We start from the raw sequence: 19,694 nt of genomic DNA on the forward strand, positions 1-19,694 counted from the left end.
CTGAACCTGACAGACTCTAGTTTGCAAAAAGCCGCCCGGCCTTGACCGAGCGGCTCAATTTAACTGGATCGGACCGTCAGGCCAAGATCACTTCGGCAGCTTATCATCCACGCCTTCGACATAGAAGTTCATGCCGAGCAGGGTCTTATCATCGGCCTTTTCGCCAGCCTTCAGCCAAGCCGTGCCGTCCTGCTTGTTGACAGGACCGGTGAAGGGATGCAATTCGCCGGACTTGATCTTGGCTTCGGTGTCTTCGGCCAGCTTCTTCACATCATCAGGCATGTTGGTGTAGGGCGCCATGGTCAGGATGCCGTCCTTCAGGCCGTCGAAGCTCTGTTCGGATGTCCATTTGCCGTCCAGCAGGGCCTGCGTGCGCTTGATGTAATAAGCGCCCCAGGTGTCCTTGATGGCTGTTAGCTGCGAGGTTGGGCCAGCAGCGATCATGTCGGAGGCCTGGCCGAACGCCTTGATGCCGCGCTCCTGCGCGATCTGCATTGGAGCCGTGGTGTCGGTGTGCTGCGTCAGGATATCGACGCCCTGGTCCAGCAGCGCCTTGGCGGCATCGGCTTCCTTGCCGGGGTCGAACCAGGTATTGACCCAGATGACCTTCATCTTGAAATCCGGATTGACGGATTTCGCGCCAAGCTCGAACGCATTGATGCCCATCACCACTTCGGGAATCGGGAAGGAGGCGATGTAGCCGGCCTCACCCTTCTTTGACAGCTTGCCAGCAATCACGCCGGAAATGTAACGGCCTTCGTAAAAGCGCGAATTGTAGGTCGCAACATTTTCAGCCGATTTGAAACCGGTTGCATGTTCGAATTTCACCTTCGGGAATTTCTTGGCGACCTTGACGGTGGCGTCCATGAAACCGAAAGAGGTGGTGAAGATCAACTTGCAGTCTTCGCGGGCCAGACGCTCGATGGCGCGTTCAGCATCCGGGCCTTCCGGCACGTTTTCCAGGAACGGCGTGTCGATCTTGTCGCCGAAATGCTTCTGCAATTCCTGGCGGCCCAGCTCATGAGCCTGGGTCCAACCGCCATCCGTCTTGCTGCCGACGTAAACGAAGCAGATCTTGGTCTTGTCGGCGGCGCTGGCGCTACCGGCAACGGAAAGCATCGTGGCGACGGAGGCCGCAAATGCGAGTGCGAGTTTTTTCATAGTTTCCCCTGATTGCATGAGAGTGAAGGTTTCATGAGAGTGAAGACGATGGGTCAGCGATCCGGAACGAAGGGCTTTCCCAGAGAAGCGGGTGTATTAATCAACGTCGTGCGCCGATTATGCGAAATCGCGATCAAAACGACAATGGTCGCAGCATAAGGAAGTGCTGATAAAAACTGCGACGGCAATCCGATGCCGAACGCCTGCGCATGCAGCTGGCCGATGGTGACGGCCCCAAACAGATAGCCGCCCGCCAGCACGCGCCCCGGTCGCCAGGAGGCAAACACCACCAGCGCCAATGCGATCCAACCACGACCGGCCGACATGTTTTCCACCCATTGCGGCGTATAGACCAGCGACAATTGCGCCCCGGCCAGCCCCGAACAGGCACCGCCGAACATCACTGCCAGATAGCGGGTGCGGATAACTTTCAGCCCCAATGTATGCGCGGACGCCGGACTATCGCCCACCGCCCGCAGCATCAGCCCGGCCCGGCTTTTGAACAGGAACCAGTGGACGCCAATGACAAGGACAATCGCCAGATAGAAGATCAGATCCTGCCGAAACAGCAGAGAGCCGATGACGGGAATATCCGACAGCAGCGGAAATTCGATGGCCTGAAGCTTGACGCCAGGCTTGCCGACAAAACTCTCGCCCAACTGGCCGGAGACGCCAAGCCCCAGAATGGTCAGCGCCAGCCCGGTCGCAACCTGGTTGGTGACCAGCGTCAGCGTCAGAAACCCAAACAGCAGCGAAAAACCCGCCCCGGCGACAATGCCCGCCACCACGCCCAAAAGCGGCGATCCGGTGGAATAGGCGGTGGCAAAGGCGGCAACCGCCCCCATGACCATCATGCCTTCGACGCCGAGATTGAGCACACCGGCGCGCTCAGTGACAAGCTCGCCAAGGGCAGCGATAACCAGCGGTGTTGAGGCAGTGATAACCGTCAGAAGAATCGCTTCGAGAATCATTTCGCACCCTCTGCCACGGAGGAGCGGGTTTTGGAAAACACCAGACGAACCTTGTAATAAATCAGCGTGTCGCAAGAGAGCACGAAGAACAGCAACAGCCCTTGAAACACCCGCGCCACCTTATCCGAAACGCCAATCGCCAGCTGCGCGCCCTCGCCGCCCAGATAGGTTAGCGCCAGAACCAAACCGGCAACAATGATACCGAGCGGATTGAGCCGACCGAGAAACGCGACAATGATCGCCGTAAAACCGTAGCCCGGTGAAATCGACGGCTGCAGGTGATTGATCGAGCCCGACACTTCCGAAATGCCGGCAAGACCGGCCAGCGCCCCGGAAAACAGCATGGAAAACCACACCATGCCCCTGGAGGAAAAGCCAGCAAACCGCCCTGCCCGTTCCGATTGGCCAAGCACGACGATTTCAAAGCCCTTCAGCGTATAGCGCATCATCAACCAGACGCCGACAGCCGCAGCCAGAGCAAAGACAAAGCCCCAATGGGCGCGTCCTGATTCCTCCCAAATGGCAGGCAGAATGCCCTCCGTGACGAATTCGCGGGTCTGGGGAAAATTGAAGCCTTGCGGGTCGCGCCACGGGCCGCGCACCAGATAATCCAGAATGAACTGAGCGATATAGACCAGCATCAGGCTGGTGAGGATTTCATTGGTGTTGAAGCGGGTTTTCAGCAGCGCCGGAATGGCGGCGTAAAGCGCACCGCCAACCATGCCCATCACCATCATCAGCGGCAAAAGCAACGGCGATTGCCATTCGTAAAAGATCACCGGAATGATCGAGCCGCAAATCGCCCCAACCGTGAACTGGCCTTCCGCGCCGATATTCCAATTGTTCGAACGATAACAGACCGACAGTCCGACAGCGATCAGGATCAGCGGTGCCGCCTTGATCGCCAGCTCATGCAGCGACCAGACCTCGGTGAGCGGCGCAATGAAGAAGCTGTAAAGCGCAAAGAACGGGTCCTTGCCCAGCGCTGCAAACATCAACCCGCCGAAAAACAGGGTCAAAGCCAGCGCCAGCAAGGGTGAGACCAGCGTAAACAGCCCGGACGCGCGGGCGCGCTTTTCCAGTTCAATGCGCATCGGCATTCTCCAGACCATGCAAGCCGCCCATCAGCAGGCCGATCTTCTCGCGGTTCATCACGCCGCTTGGATAGACTTTCGACAGCCTGCCCTCCGAAATCGCCGCAATCGATGTCGAGACTTCAAAAATCTCGTCCAGATCCTGGCTGATGATCACCACCGCCGAGCCTTGCGCCGCAAGATCGATCAGGGCCTGGCGAATACGGCTGGCCGCACCGGCATCCACACCCCAGGTCGGCTGGTTGACGACCAGCACCGCCGGTTTGCGGTCCAGCTCACGCCCGACAATGAATTTTTGCAGGTTGCCGCCCGAAAGCGATCCGGCGACCGGGTCCTCACCGCTCTTTCGCACATCCATCGCCTCGCAAATCTGTCGGGTGGAGGTCTTGATGGCGCTGTGGCGGATCAGGCCGAACAGACCTGAGACATAACGCCCGCGATCCGAGCGATGCCGCGCCAAAAGCAGATTGTCCGACAGAGAAAGCCCGGTAACGGCGGCATGGCCATGGCGCTCTTCCGGCACGAAACCAGCGCCGATCAACCGGCGCCGGTTGATACCTAAACGCCCGACCGGTTGGCCGCATAGCTGGATGGCTTGATGGTCGCGCACGGTATATTCGCCCGACAGCACATCAAACAATTCGCTCTGGCCATTACCGGCCACGCCCGCCAGTCCGAGGATTTCACCCGCCCGGACATTCAGCGACACATCCTTCAGCGCCATGGAAAACGGCGTGCGAGCATCGACGCTGAGATGGCTGATGGTGAGCAGGTCTGCACCAACTGGAGCCGCGATATCCGGCGTCACACCAATGACGTCCGCGCCTACCATCATTCGCGCCAACGTGGCCGGGGTTTCTTGGCGTGGATCGCAGGTCCCTGTCACCTTACCGTGGCGTAAAACCGTGGCACGGTCACAAATGCGCTGCACTTCTTCCAACCGGTGGCTGATATAGAGCACCGAACGCCCTTCGGCCCGCAGTTTTTCCAGCGTTTCAAACAGCTTGTCGGCCTCCTGCGGGGTCAGCACCGAGGTCGGCTCATCGAGAATGATCAGTTTTGGATTTTGCAACAATGCCCGGACGATTTCGATCCGCTGGCGCTCGCCCACCGACAGATCGGCCACATGGGCCGAAGGATCGAGCGGCAAACCGTAAGACAACGATAACGTCCGCGCCTGTTCGGAGATTTCGCCAATCGACACCGAGCGATCCAGGGACAAGGCGATATTCTCAGCCACGGTCAGTGCTTCAAACAGCGAAAAATGCTGAAACACCATACCGATGCCAAGCCGGCGGGCCTCCGCTGGAGAGGTGACCTCGACGGGGCCTTGATGATCCCAATGGATCTCGCCAGCGCTTGGCGTCAGCACACCAAACAACATTTTGACAAGTGTGGATTTGCCCGCGCCGTTTTCCCCCAGCAGGGCATGGATTTCGCCGGGAAGAATGTCGAGATCAATGCCATCGCAGGCGGCAAATGTGCCGAATCGCTTCGTCAGGCTGCGAACCGAAAGCAGCGGAGATGGCGCTACTTCTTTGCTATGCGACACTCGACCCCCTTGCTCCGCCTCGGCTGGGACGAACACCCACAACAAGGAGACGAAACGGATACCTAAACCATTTCAACACCTTCACGTCATGACCCTGCGTGAAGTATAGATTGCTGATCGTATTGATACCGGTTTTATTGCCGCTTACAACTACCGGAAAGGTTATTTTTTGGGTCTTGCCCGTTTTTAAGGCAGAGCATTGTTTTCAACTGCGGCCAAGCGACGGAAAAGCCTGGAGAATTCCACCAATCACATAGAGGTAAATGCCGCTAATAATGAAGGGGATGACCAGGAAAGACGGCGTTTGGAAATGCATCAGCAACGCCGCGCCACCCAGTCCGCACCACAGGAAGAACACCGCCAGATTAAGCGGTCGCAGCCGCTTGACCCGGACGGGATGCAGGAAGCTGATCGGTAGGAAGGTCAGCGCTACGGAAATGCCGACCACGATCATCGCGGTCGTTGCCGAGGCATCGATGACGAACAGGGTAAAAACGATCATATTCCAAACGACTGGAAAGCCGGAGAAGAAATATTCGTCGGTCTTCATGCCCATATCGGCATAATAGATGGCGCTGGACACCACGATCATTCCGGCAGCGACGAAAGACCAAGGCTGGCCGATCATACCGCTCTGGTAAAGCGCAAAAGCGGGTAGCAGCACATAGGTCACATAATCGATAATATTATCGAGCGTATCGCCGGACCAATTGGGCAGGACCTCCTTGACCTTGACCTTGCGGGCGATCGGTCCATCGATGCCATCCACGGCCAGCGCCAGGCCAAGCCACCAGAACATATCGACAAAACGATGCTCTGCGGCAGCCACGACACCCAAAAATGCCAGGAACGAGCCGGAGGCTGTCAGAATATGCACGGAGAACGCGCGCATCTCTGCATAGGGTACGCGCTTATAGTTGAAAATCTTCATAATCCGCCGGTAAAAACCCCTTTGATCGGTTGGGGGATATTCTCTGAATCTGCCCCAAATGCAACCTTTCTTCCAGGCTTTACCTGATTTCCAGCCCCACGCCGCGACACAATGCCATTCGCTAGCGCCACGCAAGCCCATGGATTTTCAGCGTCCGACACCCTATTTTGCACATGAACCTATGCAGGGAGAAAACGATGGAAACGGTCGATGTCACGGTAATTGGCGCAGGTCTGGCTGGGTCCGTCGCGGCACTGGCACTGGCCCGACGCGGGCGCAAGGTAACGTTGGTTGCCGGGGATACCCGCCCGAAAGATCGCCGCACCACAGCGCTGATGGATCAATCCATCCGCTTTCTCGACCGTCTCGGCCTATGGGAAGAGCTCAAATCCCAAGGCGAAGCGCTTTCGACCATGCAGATCATCGATGGCACAAAGCGACTGCTGCGCGCGCCGCCTGTTGCCTTTCGCAGTTCTGAAATCGGGCTGGCCGCCTTCGGCTATAATTTTGCAAACAGCGATCTTCTCGATGTGTTCGACGCTGCCCTGGCGCGAGAACCCAATCTTACCGTTTTGCACCAACAGGCTGCCTCGATTGATTTTACGACCGACACTGCTCGCGTAACGCTTGCCGATAACACTGTTATCGAATGCGATCTGGTGGTCGGTGCCGATGGCCGGCACTCGATGACGCGCGGCGCGGCCGATGTGGCGGTGCGGACCTGGTCCTATCCGCAAACGGCCGTGGTGCTGAATTTCACCCATGCCCTGCCCCACAACAATGTCTCGACCGAATTTCATACGGAAACCGGGCCGTTCACTCAGGTGCCGCTCAAAGGCAACCGTTCCAGCCTGGTCTGGGTGGTCGAGCCAGAGGAAGCGGAACGGCTGAAGTCCTTGCCGCTCAACGATCTCAGCGTTCTGGTCGAAGCGCGCATGCAGTCGCTGCTGGGCCAAGTCACGGTCGAGGCACCGGCCCAGGCCTGGCCGCTTTCGGGCATGAGCGCTAACCGCTACGGCAAGGGCCGCGCCGTTTTCATCGGTGAGGCGGGGCATGCCTTCCCGCCCATCGGCGCGCAAGGTCTTAATCTCAGCCTGCGCGACATCATGGTCCTGGAAGATCTTGTTGGGCATGAGCCGCAAAAACCGCTCGGCTCGACGCTGGGCGACCGCTTCGATCGCCGCCGCAAGGTGGATGTCTGGAGCCGCACCGCCAGCGTCGATCTTCTGAACCGCTCGCTGCTGTCGTCCTTCCTGCCGGTGCAAATGGTGCGCGCTGCCGGCATTCATCTTCTCTCAAACCTGTCACCGCTGCGCCATTTCGCCATGCGCGAGGGCGTTGCACCGGGCCGTGGCTTCGGCGCGTTTCCGCAGATGATCCGCGACAAGATCAAATCGCGATTTTGAACCGTGATTTGGGAAATTGCTGTTTATCCGATCCGTGACAGGATTGGGAAGCTCTGCTGAAACCAGATCGCCAGATCGGATACAAAGCCGAAGATGAAGGCAAGCCCGGTTGCGACCAGAAGCAGCCCCATGAGCTTTTCCACCAAGCCGAGATGGCGGCGAAACCGGGTGAGAAACCGCATGAAAGCCCCTGAAAAGCCAGCGGCGATCCAGAACGGAATGGCAAGCCCCAGCGAATAGACCGCCAGCAACACAGCACCCTGTCCGACCGTGTCACGGGCTGCGGCGACCGCGAGAATAGCACCCAGTACCGGGCCAATGCAGGGCGTCCAGCCGAACGCAAAGGCCAGCCCCATCACATAGGCCCCTGTCAGGGTCGCGGGCTTGCCGCCACCTGCAAAGCGCATTTCGCGCGCCAGCAGGCCGATGCGAAACAGGCCTAGAAAATTCAGCCCCATAACGATGATGATCAAGCCGCCAATCTTCGACAGGAGATCAAGATGCTGACGCAACATCATACCGATGGATGACGCGCCCGCCCCGAGCGCCACGAAGACCGTAGCAAAGCCCAGGGTGAAACACAGGGCCGAAAAAATCACCGCCGAGCGCGCCCGCCGGTCAACCGCCACCGCCTCGCCGCGAAACTGCTCGACGCTGACCCCCGCCATATAGCAGAGGTAAGGCGGCACCAGCGGCAAAACACAGGGCGACAGAAAGGACAAGGTCCCGGCCACAAGCGCCGTCAGAAATGGAATTTCAGCAATCGTCACAATGTCCTCACCGCCCGGCACCAAATTCTATCGGTGTGGTAGCCCCGATGGCAATGACGTGCCAATCACCTTTTTGCCAAAGCCATAAAAACCTCTGGTGAAAATGTGAAAAAAGCTGTTTTTTTGGGTTGACCGAAAACACCGCCCTGCATATGGTCCGCGCACTTCCAGAGGGGCAGTTGCTCCGCTTCGGGAGCGCGTAGCTCAGCCGGTAGAGCAACTGACTTTTAATCAGTAGGTCCAGGGTTCGAATCCCTGCGCGCTCACCACTTTCCTAGAAGATACTACCACATCATCATACCGTACGGATGCTTAAAACTCACCCGCCACTTCGCGGCGTCTCAGGTCAAGTTCTTCGCTGTATCGGCGAAGCGTGTGGCTTTCGGTCAGCAAGCCGATGGGACGGTTCTGCACACGATCATTCATGACGGCCAGTGCTTCGCTCTGGGTGGAATCAAAGATGGCGGCGGCCTGTTTGACGTTCATGGTCGGCAAAAGTACATCCTTGGTATAGCGCAGATAGGTTTCCAGGCTGCGGCTCTCATTCTCACGGTCCATCGGATCGGCATAGATTTCCGGCAAGAGAACGATTCCGGCATAGCGACCGTCGTCATTGACCATGATCACTCGCTGGGTCGAGCCCAATGGAAATTGCTTGCAGAATTCCTCAAGCCCCATGGAGAGATTGGCGGTGCGGACATCGGCGCGCATCATCTTGGCCACCGTCAGGTCGCGTATCCAGCCGACATCCTGGGCGCTGCGAATTGTTTCGCCGCGCAGGTGAAAACGCCAGGTGGCGAAGGAATAGCCGAACGACACCCGCACCACCAGCGAGGTGGTGATAACGGAGGCAAGCACCAGCGCGGTGATCGGAAAGTCGCCGGTCAGTTCCAGAGCCAGGAAGGTCATGGTTAGCGGTCCACCAATGACGGCGGCGGCAAAGGCGCTCATGCCGACCACGGCATAAATCACCGGCGTCAGCGTCAGAACTGGAAACAGCATGGCCGCAAAGGCAAAGATCTTGCCGAGCAGCGCGCCCATGAACAGCGATGCGAAAAACAGGCCGCCACGAAAGCCGGAGCCGATGGAGATGGCACTGGCAATGGATTTCAGCACGAACAACAGAACCAGTGCATAAAGGCTGCTCTGGGTATTGAGGTTGATATGCAGCGCGCCGTGGCCACCGGCCAGAACCTGTGGGGAAACCAGCGCCAGAAGGCCGATGATGATCCCGCCGATCATTGGCCTGAAGGGCTGGGAGATGAAGCTCTTGCGCGCGGTTTCCTCGATGAAGGAGACGGCCTGCATGAGGACGATGCCAACGCCTGCGCAGACGATGCCGAGCATGACGGCGGGCAGGTAATCGATTGGGGTGATGTTACCGACCGCGCCGATATCGATGGACAGGCCCTGCCCGCCGATCTGGCTGGTCACGATTTTGGCGACCAGTGCCGAGACGATCACTGGCGCGAGCGTCACGACCGTATAGGAGCCGATGATCAGTTCAACCGCATAGAAGGCGCCGGTCAATGGCGCATCGAAAGCCGCGGCAATCGCACCGGCGGCCCCGCAGCCGACCAGCAGCCGCAAATCGCCGCGCCGCAGCTTCAGCTTGACGCCAAGCTTTGAGGCAAAGCCGGAGGCGATCTGAGTGTAACCGGCCTCCAGCCCGACCGAAGCCCCGAAACCGTTGGAAATGATGTTCTGCACGCAAACGATGATGCTGTCGGTCAGCGACAGCCGTCCGCCATGCAATGCGTTGGCCTCGATGGGGTCCACCATCGGTTTTTTACGGGTTTTGGACAGAATGAAGACAATGACGCCGAGGATGACGCCGCCGATAATAGGACCGCCCAGCACGATAGGTCCGGTAATGCCGCTGCCACTCAACGTGCCCTCAACGCCGAAGACCAGAAAATGCAGGCTGGCGCTCAGGAAGCTGACCAGCGACACCAGCAACCCCGCGAGTATGCCGATAATGGCGGCCAGCACCACCAGACCCAATTCGCCCCGCCGCAGCAGCGCCTGAAGCCGGGAGGCTTTCAGATTGTTGAGAAAGCTGGCCGTGCTGGGAGATTGAAAGGGCTTGTTCAACATCGTCTATCCTGGCCCGCGCCATGTTTTCGAGAAATCAGGCTGAAAGCGTGACCTCGAATTGCATCTGGTCATAGGCCGGCTCGACATGATCAGGCGTTTCGCGCAGGACGGTCTCGTAATCGAGTGGAATATGCATATGGGTCAATATCGCCCGCTTCGGGGCAAGCCTGTCGATCCATGCCAGCGATTGCGACAGGGACAGATGGCTCGGATGCTCCCTGTATTGCAGGGCATCGATAACAAGCACATCCAGCCCGGCCAGACGCGGCACGGTTTTTTCTGGAAAATCGCTGACATCGCTGCAATAGGCGACATCACCGATGCGAAAGCCGAGTGAAATAATGTCGCCATGCTGCTGTTCCAGCGGCAAGAGCGCAATGCGTCCGCCTGCGCCATCGATCTCAACCGGCTGGTTCATGTCCTCGATGATATGGGGACGGACGATGGGTGGATAATTGCTACCATCAGGGGTCTTCAGGCAGTAGCCGAACCCCGTCTCTATCCGACGCATGGTCTCCGGCTCGGCATAGATCGGAATGCGTCCGCGCTGCATTAAGGAATAGCCGCGAAGATCATCGATGCCGTGCAGATGGTCGGCATGGGCGTGGCTATAAACGACGGCGTCCAGGGATTGGACACCCGCACGGATCATCTGTTCACGAAAATCCGGACCGGTATCAACCAGAACCACGGTCTTGCCGCCATCCGGGCCGATCTGCTCGATCAGAAAAGACGCGCGTGTGCGCCTGTTCTTCGGGTTCGACGGATCGCAATCTCCCCAATCACCATTGATCCGCGGCACGCCCGGCGAGGATGAACATCCCAGAATGGTGAAGCGGCGGAGATAGGTCATCGGTCACTCAAAGCCTTGGCATTTTCGAAAACAGTCTCAATGCATTATCCGTGGTGATCGCGGCGATTTCGGCGTAACTGACGCCTTTGACCTCGGCCAGCACCTCCGCCGTATTGACGACATAGGAGGGCTCGTTGCGTTTTCCACGCCAGCGTTTCGGCGCAAGGTAAGGCGCGTCTGTTTCCACCAAAAGGCGATCCAGAGGAATTTCCTTGGCGATATCGCGCAGCTCCTGCGATTTCGGAAAGGTCAGGATGCCGGAAAAGGAAATATAGCCGCCCAGCTCGACGCCGGTTTTCGCCAAAGCCTCGCCAGCCGAAAAGCAATGCAGAATGAAGGGAAACGCACCCTTTGCCGTCTCGTCGCGCAGGATCTGACCCATGTCGTCATCGGCGCTGCGGCTATGGATCACCAGCGGCAATTGTGTGCGGCGCGACGCCTCGATATGACGCAGGAAGCCGGTTTTCTGGTCTTCAGGCGTTTGGGTATCGTAGAAGTAATCCAGGCCGCATTCGCCGATGGCAACGACTTTTTCATGCGTCTCGGCCAGTCGCACCAGATCGTCCGCGCCAATCTCCAGCTCTTCATTGGCATTGTTGGGATGGGTACCGACCGAGCAAAATACCGAAGGGTAGCGCTCGGTCAGCTCCAACAGCGCCGGAAGCTTGGCGACACGGGTGGAGATCGTCACCATCTGCTTGACGCCTGCGTCATGGGCGCGCTTCACCAGCGCGTCTCGCTCTTCCTCGAAATCGGCGAAATCCAGATGGCAATGGGTATCGATCAACATCACTCAGGCCCTGTCCGCTGCTTTGTCTGCTGCTTTGTCTGCATCTGGGGCAACGTAGCGCGGGAAGACCGGTGACACGGCAGGAAGTTCCGTGCCGGGCGTCAGGCGACCGGCCTTGCCCAGTTTGGCGAAAACCCGATCATCCGGTGCAATGGCCACGAGATCAAGCAGCTTCGCCGCACTGTCGGGCATGATCGGCTGGAACAGGATGGCAATCTGCCGCACCACTTCCGCCGTCACATACAGCACGGTTTCCATACGCGGCACATCCGTCTTGCGCAGCACCCAGGGTGCCTGGGCGGCGAAATAACGGTCGGCTTCGTTGACGATGTTCATGATCGCGCCCACGGCCTTGTGGATCTGCTGGCGGGACATTTCCTCGCGGCAAATGGCAATGGCCTCGTCGGCTATTGCTAGAATAGCATCGTCAGCCTCGGTCAGAAGGCCGGGCTGCGGCACCTTGCCATCGAGGTTCTTGGCGATCATCGACAGCGAACGGCTGGCAAGATTGCCGATGCCGTTGGCGAGATCGGCATTGATCCGGGTGGCGATCCCCTCTTCCGAATAGGAACCGTCTTGGCCGAACGACACCTCCCGCAGGAAGAAGAACCGCACCTGATCCAGGCCGAAGTGATTGACCAGATTGACCGGGTCCACCACATTGCCGACAGATTTCGACATCTTCTCACCCTTGTTGAGAAGAAAGCCATGCGCATAGACCCGCTTGGGCAGCGGCAGGCCAGCCGACATCAGGAAAGCCGGCCAGTAGACTGCGTGGAAGCGAATGATATCCTTGCCGATGATATGGGCGTCTGCTGGCCAGTATTTGGCGCGCGGGCCGTTTTCATCGGTCAGATAGCCGGTGGCGGTGACATAATTGGTCAGCGCATCAACCCAGACATACATGACATGCTTGTCATCGCCGGGCACCTTAATGCCCCAATCGAAGGTGGTGCGTGAAATCGACAGGTCCTTGAGGCCAGACTTGACGAAGGACATCACCTCGTTGCGGCGCTCATTGGGGCCGATGAAATCCGGCTGATCATCGTAGAGTTTCAGGAGCTTGTCTTCATAGGCCGCGAGCTTGAAGAAATAGCTCTCCTCCTCCACCCATTCCACCGGCGTGCCTTGCGGCCCATAGCGAACGCCATCGGCGCGAAGCTCGGTTTCGTCTTCGGCGTAATAAGCCTCGTCGCGCACCGAATACCAGCCCGCATAGCTGTCCTTGTAGATATCGCCGTTCTTCTCCATCCGCTTCCAGATTTCCTGGCTGGCGGCGTGGTGACATGGCTCAGTGGTGCGGATGAAATCGTCGTTGGAGGCATTGAGCAACTTGCCCATAGCGCGGAATTCGCCGGAATTGCGCTCCGCCAGTTCCTCAGGCGTAATGCCTTCGTTACGGGCGGTCTGCTGCATTTTCTGGCCATGCTCGTCGGTGCCGGTCAGGAAGAACACGTCCTTGCCATCCAGCCGCTGGAAGCGCGCCATCGCATCCGTGGCGATCAGTTCATAGGCATGGCCGATATGCGGCTTGCCGTTCGGATAGGAAATGGCGGTGGTGATGTAGAACGTATCTTTCATGGATCGGCCCTTGCAGTCCGCTTTATCGATCAGGAATGTCCGCCGCTCTTAGCGCATGTCGCCGCGTTGCGAAACAACAAGTTTCTCGGCCACGCGCTTTGATGGGCTGTTGCGCCTTGACCGCCTTACCCGGCTTTCGCTAGATCGGCCCTGTCCGAATCCGAGGAGGTGCCGTTCTGACCGGTTTTTCGTTTGACCCCCTGGTGTCGCTGTCGGGCTTTGTCGTCGGGTGTCTGGTTGGCATTACCGGCGTCGGCGGCGCGTCGCTGATGACTCCGCTGATGGTGCTGTTGTTCGGCGTTCATCCGGCAACTGCCGTAGGGACTGATCTGCTCTATGCCGCCGTGACCAAGATGGCGGGTGCCGCTGTGCATCATCGCCACGGCCATATCCGCTGGCGGCTGGTCGGCCTGCTGGCATTGGGCAGCGTTCCCGCGACGGGCCTGACCCTGTGGCTGATGAGCGGCGTTGACCGCAAAAGCGCCCATTCCGTTGATCTACTGACAACCAGCCTCGGCATCATGCTGATGATGACAGCGATGATCCTGCTGTTTCGGGATCTGCTGGTGCGATATGAAATGAACTGGCTCAAGTCCCACCGCAGCCCAAGCCCACGCGCCATTGCAATCGGCACCTTCGTTCTTGGACTGGTGCTGGGTGCTGTCGTTACGCTGACATCGGTCGGTGCTGGGGCCATCGGCGTGACCGTGCTGCTGTTTCTCTATCCCCGCTCCACCATCAACGACATTGTCGGCTCCGATATTGCCCACGCCATTCCACTGACGCTGATCGGCGGCATCGGCTATTGGGTGATCGGCGATGTCAACTGGGTGCTGCTGGGCTCACTGCTGATCGGCTCCATCCCCGGTATCGTGTTGGGCAGCTATGCCGCACCACGCCTGCCGGAAAAGGCGGTGAGAATTATCCTCGCCCTCATTCTGGTGATCGTCGCGGCGAAATTGATCTCGTTGTAGCGACCACCTATGCAGCCGCGACCTCGCCAAGAATTTCCAGCAGCGTCTGCTTACGGTCGAGGTTGTAGGCTCCGGCCACGCCAAGCTTTTCGACGATGGCGCTGGAAAGCCGCGATAGCCGCTCGGCCCGGGAAAGATCGCCCGCCATCGCCACCTGGCGCGCATTGTCCATCAGGAATTCGGACAAATGCTCGATGAAGAAATGGTAGATCACGTCGCTGTCCTTGGCTGACAGCGCATCGGCCAGCTTGTGCATCTGTTTTCTTGCCGCCGGACCTTCACTGGCAAGGATCGCATTGAAGGCAGCAATGATTTCCATGCCGCCATAGTTGATCAGTTTCAACGCCTGCGACACGCTGCCCTTGGAGAGATCAGAAAGCGCCGCCATCTGCTCCACAGGTGGCGAGACCCCCAGATGCGCCAGCGCGCTGGCCAGATCGTCCACGCCAAGCGTTTGTAATTTCAGCGGCATGCAGCGTGAGCGAATGGTGGGCAAAAGCTTGCCGGGCGCATGGGACAGGACCAGAAACAGCGACCGTTTCGGCGGCTCTTCCAGCACTTTCAAAATGGCATTGGCCGCATTGCGGTTCATGTCGTCGGCAGGATCGAGGATGACGATCCGCCAATTGCCACCACCTGAGGTCTGGGAAAAGAAATGACCAGCCTTGCGGATTTCCTCCACGGTAATCGAGGCTTTCGCCCTGCCGGTCTTTTCATCCACCGGTCGGGCAATATGCAGGAGGTTATGCGAGGCCCCGGACGCAATCTGCCGCCCAACCAGCGAATTGGGGTCCGGGTCGGCGAGGACAAAGGGCGCACTGGCGGGGTCGGGATGCGACAGGACATGATGAGCAAAACGGAAGGCCAGCGTTGCCTTGCCGATCCCCTCCGGCCCTTCGATCAGGATCGCATGATGAAGCTTGCCGGACTGGTAGGAACTGGCCAGAAACTGTTCCGCCGCGCCATGGCCAAACAGCCTGTCATTGGCAAAAGGCGCAATGGCACCATCGAGAAGGCCGGGTTTTTCCATTCTAGAGCCTTCCGTCGTTGTGAGGCAGGAGTGGTTTCACCGCTGCAAAAATCTCCTCGGCGATCTGCTCGATCCCGGCTCGCGCATCCACCACCTGGCAACGCGAAGGCTCGGCCCGCGCAATGGCCAGAAAAGCCTCGCGGCGGCGTTCGTGAATGGCGATTTCCTCTTTCTCAAAACGGTCCGGTGCATCTTCTCCCAAAGCCCCCGCCCGGTTTTTGGCCCGCGCCAGTCCAATATTGGCTGGCAGATCGAGGATGATCGTCAGGTCCGGCACCACGCCATCAACGGCAATGGCTTGCAGTCGCTCGATGAAGGCTGAAGAGAGATTGCCGGTCGCGCCCTGATAGACCCGCGAGGAATCCATGAAGCGGTCACAAAGCACCACATCGCCCCGCAGCAGCGCTGGGCGCAGCCGGGCTTCCACATGGTCATTGCGGGCGGCGGCAAACAGGATCGCTTCCATTTCCACCCCGAACGGCTCGGCCGCCCCCGACAGCAGCACATGTCGCAAGGCCTCGGCGCAGGGTGAGCCACCCGGTTCACGGCTGGTGACAACGGCAAAGCCGAGCGCCTCCAGCGTGTTCGCCAGAAGCCTGATCTGGGTGGACTTGCCCGCCCCCTCGCCGCCTTCGAATGTTACGAATAATCCACTGCCAACCGACACTGATCCGCTTTCTTTCCTGTTTAGAGTGTTTCCGGAGGGAAAGCCGGTTCCCACGTTTCGGTCCGATGCTCTAGAGTCTGTCAGGTTCAGATTGAACCAGACAGACTCTAGCTACTCTTTTTTTCGTTTGTCTTTTCGGGAAAACCGGTTTCCACTTTTCCCTGACAAACTCTAGAACCGCTGTGTAACGCAAGCTTGCGGCCTGGGAAACCTCTGTCGGATCAAACCCAGGAAAACAGCAGTTCCACCAATGCGTCACGGGTGCGTTTGACCAGCGAGCCCAGCGTTGACGGCGATGCGGCCTGAAGCGGCATGTCACGCAGCATCTTGTCGCCGAGCATGACCTTCAAATGCCCGACCTGCTGGCCCTGCGCCACGCCGGGGCGCAGCGGCCAGGGATAGATGACCTTGGCTTCCAACTTATCGCTGGCGCCAACCGGCAGATAGACATCAACCGGCTGCGGCGACACCAGCGGCACCTGTGCCGGTTCCCCGCCATAAACGCTGGCCTCACCGATCACTTGTCCCGCTTCGAACAGGCGGCGCTTCTCAAAAGCGGAAAAGCCCCAGGCCAGTGCCTTTGCCGCATCCTCCTGCCGGGATTTGTCGCTTTCGCTGCCCGCCAAGCCCAGATAGAGCCGCACACCATTCTGCTGGGCGGACGCGACGATGGAATAACCTTCCCCGTCGGCAAACCCTGCCGCCAGGCCATCCACACCCGGTGACTGGCCGAGAAGCGGATTGCGATTGCGTTGGAAGATCTTGTTCCATTCGAAATCCGGCTGGGCGTAAAGCGCATAGAAATCCGGGTAATTGGATTTCAGCGCCTGCGCCAGCGTGATCATATCCCTCAGGCTGACTTTATTGCCGGGATCTGGAAGACCGGTTGCATTGGCAAAATGGCTGTCCTTAAGACCAAGCGCCGCTGCCCGCTCATTCATCAGCTTGACGAAACCTTGCTCCGATCCGGCCATGCCCTCGGCAAGGATAAGACATGCATCATTGGCCATCTGCACCATGACGCCCTTCAGCAGCGCCTCCACCGGCACGCGCGAGCGCACGGCAGCAAACATCGTCGCCGTGCGCGACGGCGCGCCACCGGTGCGCCAGGCGAATTCGGAAACGGGAAAGTCCTGGGACAGCGTCAGGCGACCGGATTTCAGCGCATCGAGCACCACTTCCGCAACCATCATCTTGGAGAGAGAGGCCGAGGTGAAAGGTTGATCGCTGTTCTTTTCAAACAGCACACTGCCGGTTTCCGCCTCGATCAGCAGGACCTGCTTGGCCTCGGTGGCATAGACGGCGGGCGTTGCAGCGTCGGCTGCCGCTCCTTGCGCAAAGGCGCCGGTCTGAAGACTTACGCCGTAGAAAAGTGCCGCAAGCAGCACAAGCATCTTTCTATCGTATGATCCAGCATACGCCCAAAAGCGCTTTGTGACCGGCAAGCCGATATGCATCGCCATCCTTCACCAATAATAGGATGCCGGAGAGCGAGAATCGCCACCGGCATCTATAATGGATAGGTTTTATGGAGGAAGGCGTCTACCCTTGAAAACGGCTAGAGCAAGGCTCGAACAAGCCTCACCAGCGCCAGTTGGGATCAGCCTTCATTGGGATTGGAATAGGCATTGGCTGTCACAGGAGCCGGGCCGACATGCCAGCCGGGCGGCAGGCCGCCACCAGACGGTGCCGACACCGGCTTCTGACGGGTCGCAGTGGCCCGAACCGGCTGCGGTGCGGCCACAGGCGCCATCTCCCGGCGAGCCACGCCGGTGCTGGCAGCATTGCGCGGCTGCGGCATCGGCTCAGCGGAGGCAATGGCCGGAGCCTGCCATTCGCGGGTCGGTTCAATGCGGGTCGGTTCTGGCCGCGATACGGCGACCGGCTGACGCTGGACCGGGCGCGGTGCATTGGCACTGGCGGAAACCGGATAGGAGTTGCTGCCGTAAGCCGAGGCTGACGCCGGCGCAACAACCGGTTTTGCCGTTTTCGGCTGCGGTGCAGACGCGCTGGCCGGGCCTGCGAAACGGCCGAAGAAATTCTGCTGCGGCGCATTCGACGCCACCATCACACCACTTGCGATCTGGCCACCACCGAAGGGATCGACGCCGGGAACGCGCTGGCCCTTGCGGACATAAGACGCCATCAGATAGGGCATGTCATGGCCCGTCATATCGGCTGGGCCAACATATTTGACCTTCACATTAGCTGTGCCGTGGCCCTTGACGTCAAGAAGTTCGGCTGCCTTGTCGGAGAGATCGATCAGGCGATTGGCGTGGAACGGGCCACGATCGTTGACGCGGACAATGACCGAACTGCCGGTATCGAGATTGGTAACACGGGCGTAGCTGGGGAGCGGCATGGTCGGATGGGCGGCGGAAATGCCGTATTGGTCATAGACTTCGCCATTGGCCGTGTAGCGCCCATGGAAAGCCGAGCCATACCAGGAGGCAAGCCCGGATGCTTCGTAATTGGGGTTCTCGCGTGGCTTATAGACCTTGCCAGCGACCACGTAGGGGTTTCCGACCAGACGGCGACCGCCGCCTTTTGGCACAGGGCCGTTTTCCACCACACGCGGGCTGGCCTTCACGCCATAGGCAGATTCGGCAAAATATTCCTTGCTGCGTTTCTTGGTCGTGCTGACCTTGCTCACATCATGGTTGGCGCCGCAGGACGTCACCGCCACGCCCGCCAGAACAACCCATGCCATCCGCAAACATCCGGAAACTGAACGCCGCTGCAAAACCATTTTTACCGTCATCGCACCGACACACCAATCAGGACCGCGACGCGGCCATTGCAAAGAATAAATGTCAAATTTTAGTCCCCCGAAGTGACACAGGACTGTGCCACAATAGAAATGGGGATAAAATGGCGAAAATGCGATTATGGTTAAGGCGTTAGGGTGAATAGTTCGCGTTATGGTTAATGAAGGGTTAAACGCAGACCTTCAAATCGACAACCCTACCCATCGTCAGGGAGCACGTCTTGCGCCTCCCGCGGTTATACCGACCGGGTCAGTCCACCATCCACTTTGAGATTTTGGCCGGTGATATAGCCCGCGCCTTCGGATGCCAGGAAAGCGACGGTCGCGGCAATCTCGGCACTTGTGCCATATCGCTTCATCGGGACAGAATCGCGACGATCTTCTGTCTCTGGCAGGCTATCGGTCCAGCCCGGCAGAACGTTGTTGATGCGAATATTGTCTCCGGCATAGGTATCGGCGAAAATCTTGGTATAGGCAGCAAGACCGGCGCGAAACACCGCCGAGGTCGGAAACATCGACGATGGCTCAAACGCCCAAGCGGTGGAAATATTGATGATCGCGCCCGATTTTTGCGCCTGCATGATCGGAGTGACGAGACGCACTGGACGAATGACATTCATCAGATAAACGTCCATGCCTATATGCCATTGCTCGTCGGTGATCTCGATGATCTGAGCGCGCGGGCCGTGACCGGCGCTGTTGACCAATACATCGATCCGACCCCAGGTTTCCATGGTGGTATCGATCAGACGCGCCAGGTCGTCATTGGATTGATTAGACCCGGTTACGCCAAGGCCGCCAAGCTCGCCTGCCAGTGCCTCGCCCTTGCCGGAAGATGACAGGATGGCGACCTTGTAGCCATCACAGGCAAGACGTCGGGCGCATTCGGCTCCCATGCCGCTTCCACCAGCCGTAACAACAGCAACTTTCTCTGCGGACATGATATCTCTCCCAAGGACGAACCGGAAAATTATGCAGTAGGGCAGCCCGCCATAATCCATTCGTGCGGCAGCAACACTGTCGCACGAAACTCGGAACGACAATACAGCG

Annotated in this window: 17 protein-coding genes and 1 tRNA gene; 3 read left to right on the plus strand and 15 right to left on the minus strand. The window is 58.7% G+C overall.

Annotated features, from left to right (window positions below):
* Positions 1-87: 87 nt before the first annotated feature.
* The 5 genes from IEI95_RS18050 to pcsA form a co-directional block, all read right to left on the minus strand.
* Positions 88-1,161, minus strand: a complete 1,074-nt coding sequence (locus IEI95_RS18050; protein WP_156535093.1) for a BMP family ABC transporter substrate-binding protein — start codon at positions 1,159-1,161, stop codon at positions 88-90.
* A 53-nt stretch (positions 1,162-1,214) separates the two neighbouring features.
* On the minus strand, positions 1,215-2,132 hold the full coding sequence (locus IEI95_RS18055; protein ID WP_060715555.1) for an ABC transporter permease: 918 nt from the start codon (positions 2,130-2,132) through the stop codon (positions 1,215-1,217).
* Positions 2,129-3,226, minus strand: a complete 1,098-nt coding sequence (locus IEI95_RS18060) for an ABC transporter permease (RefSeq protein ID WP_156535091.1) — start codon at positions 3,224-3,226, stop codon at positions 2,129-2,131. The genes IEI95_RS18055 and IEI95_RS18060 overlap by 4 nt, the downstream gene beginning before the upstream one ends.
* Positions 3,216-4,778, minus strand: a complete 1,563-nt coding sequence (locus tag IEI95_RS18065; protein ID WP_194416857.1) for an ABC transporter ATP-binding protein — start codon at positions 4,776-4,778, stop codon at positions 3,216-3,218. Before IEI95_RS18065 ends, IEI95_RS18060 begins: the two co-directional genes overlap by 11 nt.
* A 205-nt stretch (positions 4,779-4,983) precedes the next feature.
* Entirely contained in the window at positions 4,984-5,709 is a 726-nt protein-coding gene (gene pcsA, locus IEI95_RS18070) for a phosphatidylcholine synthase (protein ID WP_015915968.1), read from the minus strand.
* A gap of 197 nt (positions 5,710-5,906) precedes the next feature.
* Here pcsA and IEI95_RS18075 point away from each other — a divergent pair, with 197 nt between their 5' ends.
* Positions 5,907-7,115, plus strand: a complete 1,209-nt coding sequence (locus IEI95_RS18075) for a UbiH/UbiF family hydroxylase (protein ID WP_156535089.1) — start codon at positions 5,907-5,909, stop codon at positions 7,113-7,115.
* Positions 7,116-7,138: 23 nt separating this feature from the next.
* Here the strand turns inward: IEI95_RS18075 and IEI95_RS18080 are convergent, their stop codons facing one another.
* Positions 7,139-7,885 carry a cytochrome c biogenesis CcdA family protein gene (locus IEI95_RS18080; RefSeq protein ID WP_070150835.1) on the minus strand — a complete coding sequence of 249 codons (747 nt, stop codon included), beginning with the start codon at positions 7,883-7,885 and terminating at the stop codon, positions 7,139-7,141.
* A 193-nt stretch (positions 7,886-8,078) separates the two neighbouring features.
* Between IEI95_RS18080 and IEI95_RS18085 the strand changes: the two genes are divergently transcribed.
* Positions 8,079-8,154 (plus strand) — tRNA-Lys (locus tag IEI95_RS18085).
* A gap of 43 nt (positions 8,155-8,197) precedes the next feature.
* On the opposite strand, the gene IEI95_RS18090 is transcribed toward IEI95_RS18085, so the two are convergent.
* Genes IEI95_RS18090 through metG form a run of 4 tightly spaced genes read right to left on the minus strand, consistent with a single transcriptional unit; the run spans position 8,198 to position 13,206 of the window.
* A complete protein-coding gene (locus tag IEI95_RS18090; RefSeq protein ID WP_156535085.1) occupies positions 8,198-9,982 on the minus strand; it encodes a chloride channel protein in 1,785 nt (594 codons plus the stop codon).
* A gap of 34 nt (positions 9,983-10,016) precedes the next feature.
* On the minus strand, positions 10,017-10,835 hold the full coding sequence (locus IEI95_RS18095; protein WP_156535083.1) for an MBL fold metallo-hydrolase: 819 nt from the start codon (positions 10,833-10,835) through the stop codon (positions 10,017-10,019).
* 7 nt (positions 10,836-10,842) lie between these two features.
* Positions 10,843-11,625 (minus strand): TatD family hydrolase, encoded by a 783-nt coding sequence (locus IEI95_RS18100; RefSeq protein WP_156535081.1) that lies wholly within the window; start codon positions 11,623-11,625, stop codon positions 10,843-10,845.
* Positions 11,626-11,628: 3 nt separating this feature from the next.
* Positions 11,629-13,206 carry a methionine--tRNA ligase gene (metG, locus tag IEI95_RS18105; RefSeq protein WP_156535079.1) on the minus strand — a complete coding sequence of 526 codons (1,578 nt, stop codon included), beginning with the start codon at positions 13,204-13,206 and terminating at the stop codon, positions 11,629-11,631.
* Between the two features lie 203 nt (positions 13,207-13,409).
* Here metG and IEI95_RS18110 point away from each other — a divergent pair, with 203 nt between their 5' ends.
* A complete protein-coding gene (locus IEI95_RS18110) occupies positions 13,410-14,180 on the plus strand; it encodes a sulfite exporter TauE/SafE family protein (protein ID WP_194416858.1) in 771 nt (256 codons plus the stop codon).
* A 7-nt stretch (positions 14,181-14,187) separates the two neighbouring features.
* Here IEI95_RS18110 and IEI95_RS18115 read toward each other — a convergent pair whose 3' ends face one another.
* From IEI95_RS18115 to IEI95_RS18135, 5 genes are all read right to left on the minus strand, one after another.
* Positions 14,188-15,210, minus strand: coding sequence for a DNA polymerase III subunit delta' (locus IEI95_RS18115; protein ID WP_156535076.1), 1,023 nt, complete (start codon positions 15,208-15,210; stop codon positions 14,188-14,190).
* 1 nt (position 15,211) lies between these two features.
* Complete coding sequence (gene tmk, locus IEI95_RS18120; protein WP_194416859.1) at positions 15,212-15,877, minus strand: dTMP kinase; 666 nt, start codon at positions 15,875-15,877, stop codon at positions 15,212-15,214.
* A gap of 221 nt (positions 15,878-16,098) precedes the next feature.
* Positions 16,099-17,271: a D-alanyl-D-alanine carboxypeptidase family protein gene (locus IEI95_RS18125; protein WP_194416860.1), complete on the minus strand. Its 1,173-nt coding sequence runs from the start codon at positions 17,269-17,271 to the stop codon at positions 16,099-16,101.
* A 206-nt stretch (positions 17,272-17,477) separates the two neighbouring features.
* Positions 17,478-18,587 (minus strand): septal ring lytic transglycosylase RlpA family protein, encoded by a 1,110-nt coding sequence (locus tag IEI95_RS29645; protein WP_156535072.1) that lies wholly within the window; start codon positions 18,585-18,587, stop codon positions 17,478-17,480.
* A 293-nt stretch (positions 18,588-18,880) separates the two neighbouring features.
* Positions 18,881-19,585: an SDR family oxidoreductase gene (locus tag IEI95_RS18135; RefSeq protein WP_156535070.1), complete on the minus strand. Its 705-nt coding sequence runs from the start codon at positions 19,583-19,585 to the stop codon at positions 18,881-18,883.
* Positions 19,586-19,694: the final 109 nt, after the last annotated feature.

Source organism: Agrobacterium vitis, from assembly GCF_014926405.1.
Taxonomy (GTDB): domain Bacteria; phylum Pseudomonadota; class Alphaproteobacteria; order Rhizobiales; family Rhizobiaceae; genus Allorhizobium; species Allorhizobium vitis_H.

Coding starts and splice junctions, on each gene's coding strand:
- IEI95_RS18050 (WP_156535093.1), bottom strand. CDS start 1,161: ATGAAAAAACTCGCACTCGCATTTGCGGCCTCCGTCGCCACGATGCTT.
- IEI95_RS18055 (WP_060715555.1), bottom strand. CDS start 2,132: ATGATTCTCGAAGCGATTCTTCTGACGGTTATCACTGCCTCAACACCG.
- IEI95_RS18060 (WP_156535091.1), bottom strand. CDS start 3,226: ATGCGCATTGAACTGGAAAAGCGCGCCCGCGCGTCCGGGCTGTTTACG.
- pcsA (WP_015915968.1), bottom strand. CDS start 5,709: ATGAAGATTTTCAACTATAAGCGCGTACCCTATGCAGAGATGCGCGCG.
- IEI95_RS18075 (WP_156535089.1), top strand. CDS start 5,907: ATGGAAACGGTCGATGTCACGGTAATTGGCGCAGGTCTGGCTGGGTCC.
- IEI95_RS18090 (WP_156535085.1), bottom strand. CDS start 9,982: ATGTTGAACAAGCCCTTTCAATCTCCCAGCACGGCCAGCTTTCTCAAC.
- IEI95_RS18095 (WP_156535083.1), bottom strand. CDS start 10,835: ATGACCTATCTCCGCCGCTTCACCATTCTGGGATGTTCATCCTCGCCG.
- IEI95_RS18100 (WP_156535081.1), bottom strand. CDS start 11,625: ATGTTGATCGATACCCATTGCCATCTGGATTTCGCCGATTTCGAGGAA.
- metG (WP_156535079.1), bottom strand. CDS start 13,206: ATGAAAGATACGTTCTACATCACCACCGCCATTTCCTATCCGAACGGC.
- IEI95_RS18115 (WP_156535076.1), bottom strand. CDS start 15,210: ATGGAAAAACCCGGCCTTCTCGATGGTGCCATTGCGCCTTTTGCCAAT.
- IEI95_RS18125 (WP_194416860.1), bottom strand. CDS start 17,271: ATGCTTGTGCTGCTTGCGGCACTTTTCTACGGCGTAAGTCTTCAGACC.
- IEI95_RS29645 (WP_156535072.1), bottom strand. CDS start 18,587: ATGGCATGGGTTGTTCTGGCGGGCGTGGCGGTGACGTCCTGCGGCGCC.
- IEI95_RS18135 (WP_156535070.1), bottom strand. CDS start 19,585: ATGTCCGCAGAGAAAGTTGCTGTTGTTACGGCTGGTGGAAGCGGCATG.